This window comes from Nesterenkonia aethiopica, from assembly GCF_039534665.1.
GTDB classification, from domain to species: Bacteria; Actinomycetota; Actinomycetes; order Actinomycetales; family Micrococcaceae; genus Nesterenkonia; species Nesterenkonia aethiopica.
Map to the genome: position 1 here is coordinate 1 of NZ_BAAAVT010000035.1, position 4,192 is coordinate 4,192.

A 4,192-nucleotide genomic window follows, 5' to 3' on the forward strand; every position below is an offset into this window, starting at 1 on the left:
GAATCAGCCGGCCTGTGGTGTATGCGGCACCAAGCTGATCAAGACCGGCAAAACCAGCGCTGGGCGGACGCGGTGGCGGTGGCGGTGCAAGAACTGCGGTGCCCCGGCCACTCAGTCCCGGACTGATGTGACCCGCAGGGCTGAGATCACTGACTTCATCAGCTGGATACTGGGCCCCTCCTCGATGCCCCGGCGCACCCATAGCCCCGCACATTCCGACGCAGAAGTTGAGTCCCGCGTAGTGGTGTAACGCGGTGGTCGCCGTGATTGTCCCTGACGAGGACGCGGCCACCGTGTGATCCTTCGAGTGAACCTCTCACAGAACTCTCGAACGGAGTCATCACGATGACCGCTCCCCACATTGTCGACCCTCGTGGCCTGCTCAGTGAAGCCCTGTCCGAAGCCTCCCCGGATCTGATGCGCAGCATGCTGCAGACGATCATCAACGAGCTGTTGTCCGCAGACGCTGACGCCGTCGCTGGAGCAGAATACGGCCGGGCCAGCCCTGATCGAATGGTGCAGCGCAACGGCTATCGCCACCGTGACCTCGATACCCGTGTCGGCACGATCGATGTCGCCGTTCCTAAGCTCCGCACGGGCACCTACTTCCCCGAGTGGCTGCTGGAGCGCCGCAAACGCGCCGAGTCCGCGCTGATCACGGTAGTGGCGGACTGCTATCTTGCCGGTGTCTCCACCCGCCGGATGGACAAGCTCGTGAAGACCCTCGGCCTCAACAGCCTCTCGAAGTCACAGGTCTCCCGCATGGCAGCTGATCTCGACGAGCACGTCGAGCAGTTCCGCCACCGGCCCCTGGACGAGGCCGGCCCCTTCACGTTCGTCTCCGCCGATGCTTTGACGATGAAAGTCCGCGAGGGCGGTCGCGTCATCAACGCCGTGGTGCTGCTGGCCACCGGCGTCAACGGCGACGGGCACCGCGAAGTCCTCGGCATGCGCGTGGCTACCTCCTAGACCGGCCCAGCCTGGAACAGCTTCTTCGCCGATCTCGTCGCCCGCGGCCTGGGCGGAGTACGGTTGGTCACCTCCGATGCCCACCCCGGGCTCATCGAGGCGATCGCAGCCCACCTGCCCGGAACGGCCTGACAGCGATGCCGCACCCACTACTCGGCGAACCTGATGAGCATCTGTCCCAAGGGCATGTGGCCAGCAGTCAAAGCGATGCTGCACAGCGTCTACGACCAGCCCGACGCCACAGCCGTGAATGCCCAGTTCGACAGGTTGTTGGACTACGTCGGGGAGAAGCTCCCGGCCGTGGCCGAACACCTCGACACCGCCCGCGCTGATCTCCTCGCGTTCACTGCGTTCCCCAAGGACGTGTGGGTCCAGATCTGGTCGAACAACCCCACCGAACGGTTGAACAAGGAGATCCGTCGCCGCACCGACTCCGTGGGCATCTTCCCCACCCGCGAGGCGATCGTCCGGCTCGTCGGCGCGGTCCTGGCCGAACAGACCGATGAATGGGCTGAAGGACGACGTTACCTCGGCCTCGACGTCCTGGCCCGCTGCCGCCTCAACCTCGTCCCCGACACCGGAGGCGAGGAGGTGACTACCAACTCTCTGCCAGCCCTTACCGCCTAACCCCTCAGTAAAGGATCGCTACACCACTTCCAGGGACTTGACCGACGCAGAACCTCGTGGTGCTTGGACATCGAAGTCCCTCAGGATGACCCGACCGGGGAGGTTCACCGGCTGGTCATCGTTGATGGCACCTACTTCAACGGATGGTGCGTGCTCATCGCTCACAACGGCACCCATGTGATCGGCTGGCAGTGGTGCGACAAAGAATCCAAAGCCGCCTGGGCAGCCCTGTTCAAACGGTTCCCTGCCCCGGATGTGGTGGTCACCGACGGCGGCACCGGACTCAGGGCCGCAGTCGATCAGCAGTGGCGCCGCACCCGTATCCAACGCTGCTACTTCCACATCCGCGCCGCCGTCATCCGGCACACCACCCTGAACCCACGACTGCCTGCTGGCCAGGAGATCCTGGTCCTGACCAGGGATCTGATGAGAGTCCAGGACCTCGATGCCGCTGCGACCTGGATGGGCGCCTACACCTCATGGGAAGCGAGATGGGAATCTTCCCTCAAGCAGCGCACCTACGCGAAGAAAGGCGTAGAGCGCCACCCCTGGGCTAAGCCGAACCAGAACTGGTGGTACACCCACATCCGGCTTCGCCGAGTCCAGGGACTCTACCGGCAGCTGATCCGCGATGACTCCCTGTTCGCCTTCCCCAACGAGGACTACATCGAAGACCGGCAGCGAACCGTGGAGCGGGCCACCTCCGGGTTAGAGGGCGGTCCCACCAGTGGGATCAAGCACTTGCTGCGCCATCATCGGGGCATGCCCGATCACCACGCCCGCAGGGCGGTGGACTGGCTGCTCAACGGTCTCACCGAGCACCCACATGATCCTTGGATACTCATTCAGCGGCATCACCAGGAATCGTAGAAGCAAGCCCAGTCAAAGCCGGTGAAGGAAGACCCGATCGGCCCTGAGCTCTACGGCACCTCAGCTATACCTGAGGAAGGCCTCTGGACCCTCAAAGGCTGGGCCGGAAGGGGGTGACGCGCCCGGGCCGTACACACATTCTGGCCGATAACCCACAACAAAATGGACAATTTCGAAAGAACCAACGTCCGCGCTGAGTCACAGACGCCCCAGTCCTGCACACTGACTACATCTTCTACCTCGAATCGAGCACAGTCTCGGGGGCCGGTGCGTCAACATCAATCGGAGCCTCGGAAAACTCAATACTTACAACCGAGACAGCGCCCTGCGCAGTACTTACGAGAGAGACCGCGCGCGTGTCCGCTGTAGAATCGGGGACGTCAAGAAAAACGTCTTCCCCTCCCAACGGCCAGGAGAAGCGGAACCATTCGGTCGACGAACTCACTGTATATTGGCCTTCATAATCCTCAGAAGAGAAGTCCTCGAGGCTCAACGATTGAGCTAGTGCTCCATAGTCATATTGCTGCGCCAAGCTGTCGCCTGATGACTTCTCAAATACGACATTCATGCCCTCAGCATCAGCGGCTCCATCGGCATCATAACCGGCTAGAATCCAGTACTCTCTGGGCGCTTCCACCCACGTCAAACCATGGGTGCGAATAATGTTGAACTCTAGCATTTCGCTATTTTCAAGGACTGAAATTCTACCAGTAAAAGCCCCCGTGTCGATGTCATACTCTAGTTTTGTCAACTGAAATAACTCATTTGATTTTACAGCGGCACTAATAGAAAGCGATGAAGCTGATTCAAGCCCGTCAAGCGCGCTAGTTAACGCGAGCTCCGCGTCATCGATGCCGAGTTCAGACAGCTCGTCGTTTTCACCGACGGCGATAAGCGCTTCAGCCTGGCTAGAAATAGTGTGATCAGGCGCCTCTTGACTGCAGCCACTGAGAACAAAGAGCCCTATGGTTGACCAGGAAAGACCAGCCAGACGACGCATCATGATACGCCATCCGACACAAACTGCCCGGAGTCTTTGTTGCATTCATCTTGAATTCTGCCGGAATCGTGCTCGAAGGCATGATCGGCAGCTTCAACAGCCCTTGCTAAGCGATGCAAGAACTCGTCGTTCGCCAACTGGCGACCGGAACTCAGAAAGTAGTCATGGGCACTAGAGTACTCATCAGCCATATCGATCCACGCCGCGCTCGATTCCGAGTCGCTCAGTGTGGCGAGCTTGTTTCCGACATCCGCGAGAATCTTCAAGCGTTCGTCAAGCCGCGCGACGTTTCCCTCAGTTCCCTCGGCGCCTACTTGCTCTCCGAAACTCTCGAGATCGTTGAACACTGCACAGTAAGAGCCAGCAAGTCCAGGATCAATATACGGCTCCACCGATGACTCGGTCGACTTACTGAGCTCAGTATCTGGCACGTCGGAGGGCTCCTCGCTAGCGCAAGACACGAGCCCTGACGATACTAGGACGGCGACCACCAGGAGATACGACGCCCGTGGAAGCTCTCCGGTCCGAAACCCAGTCCACAATGAAACAACACCTCCTTTGACACGCTGAACGATAGCACACGGGGCTGATGCAGGAACAGGTGAATCGCCCCGGGTTTGCTAGAGACTCTGGTCCGTCCTGAGTTCCGTGGCGTCATCATTTCTTGGGTTCTCATGCCGCGGTGATGATCCGATTACGTTCATATTCTATCGGCGTGACCCACCC

The 4,192-nt window shown here is 60.1% G+C and carries 3 protein-coding genes and 2 pseudogenes; 3 read left to right on the plus strand and 2 right to left on the minus strand.

Features of this window, described 5'->3' with window-relative positions; all coding sequences use genetic code 11:
* The 3 genes and pseudogenes from ABD658_RS15185 to ABD658_RS15195 form a co-directional block, all read left to right on the plus strand.
* Positions 1 to 172, plus strand: a pseudogene (locus ABD658_RS15185) (IS256 family transposase); the annotation flags it as partial.
* Between the two features lie 173 nt (positions 173 to 345).
* Positions 346 to 1,596: pseudogene (locus ABD658_RS15190) on the plus strand (IS256 family transposase).
* Positions 1,597 to 1,659: 63 nt separating this feature from the next.
* Entirely contained in the window at positions 1,660 to 2,466 is an 807-nt protein-coding gene (locus tag ABD658_RS15195; RefSeq protein ID WP_344744950.1) for a transposase, read from the plus strand.
* 235 nt (positions 2,467 to 2,701) lie between these two features.
* Here the strand turns inward: ABD658_RS15195 and ABD658_RS15200 are convergent, their stop codons facing one another.
* Positions 2,702 to 3,469: a hypothetical protein gene (locus ABD658_RS15200; protein WP_344685981.1), complete on the minus strand. Its 768-nt coding sequence runs from the start codon at positions 3,467 to 3,469 to the stop codon at positions 2,702 to 2,704.
* Positions 3,466 to 3,897 (minus strand): hypothetical protein, encoded by a 432-nt coding sequence (locus ABD658_RS15205; RefSeq protein ID WP_344685983.1) that lies wholly within the window; start codon positions 3,895 to 3,897, stop codon positions 3,466 to 3,468. The genes ABD658_RS15200 and ABD658_RS15205 overlap by 4 nt, the downstream gene beginning before the upstream one ends.
* Positions 3,898 to 4,192: the final 295 nt, after the last annotated feature.

Excerpts from the sequence above, each read along its gene's own strand:
- ABD658_RS15200 (WP_344685981.1), bottom strand. The coding sequence starts at position 3,469 with ATGATGCGTCGTCTGGCTGGTCTTTCCTGGTCAACCATAGGGCTCTTT.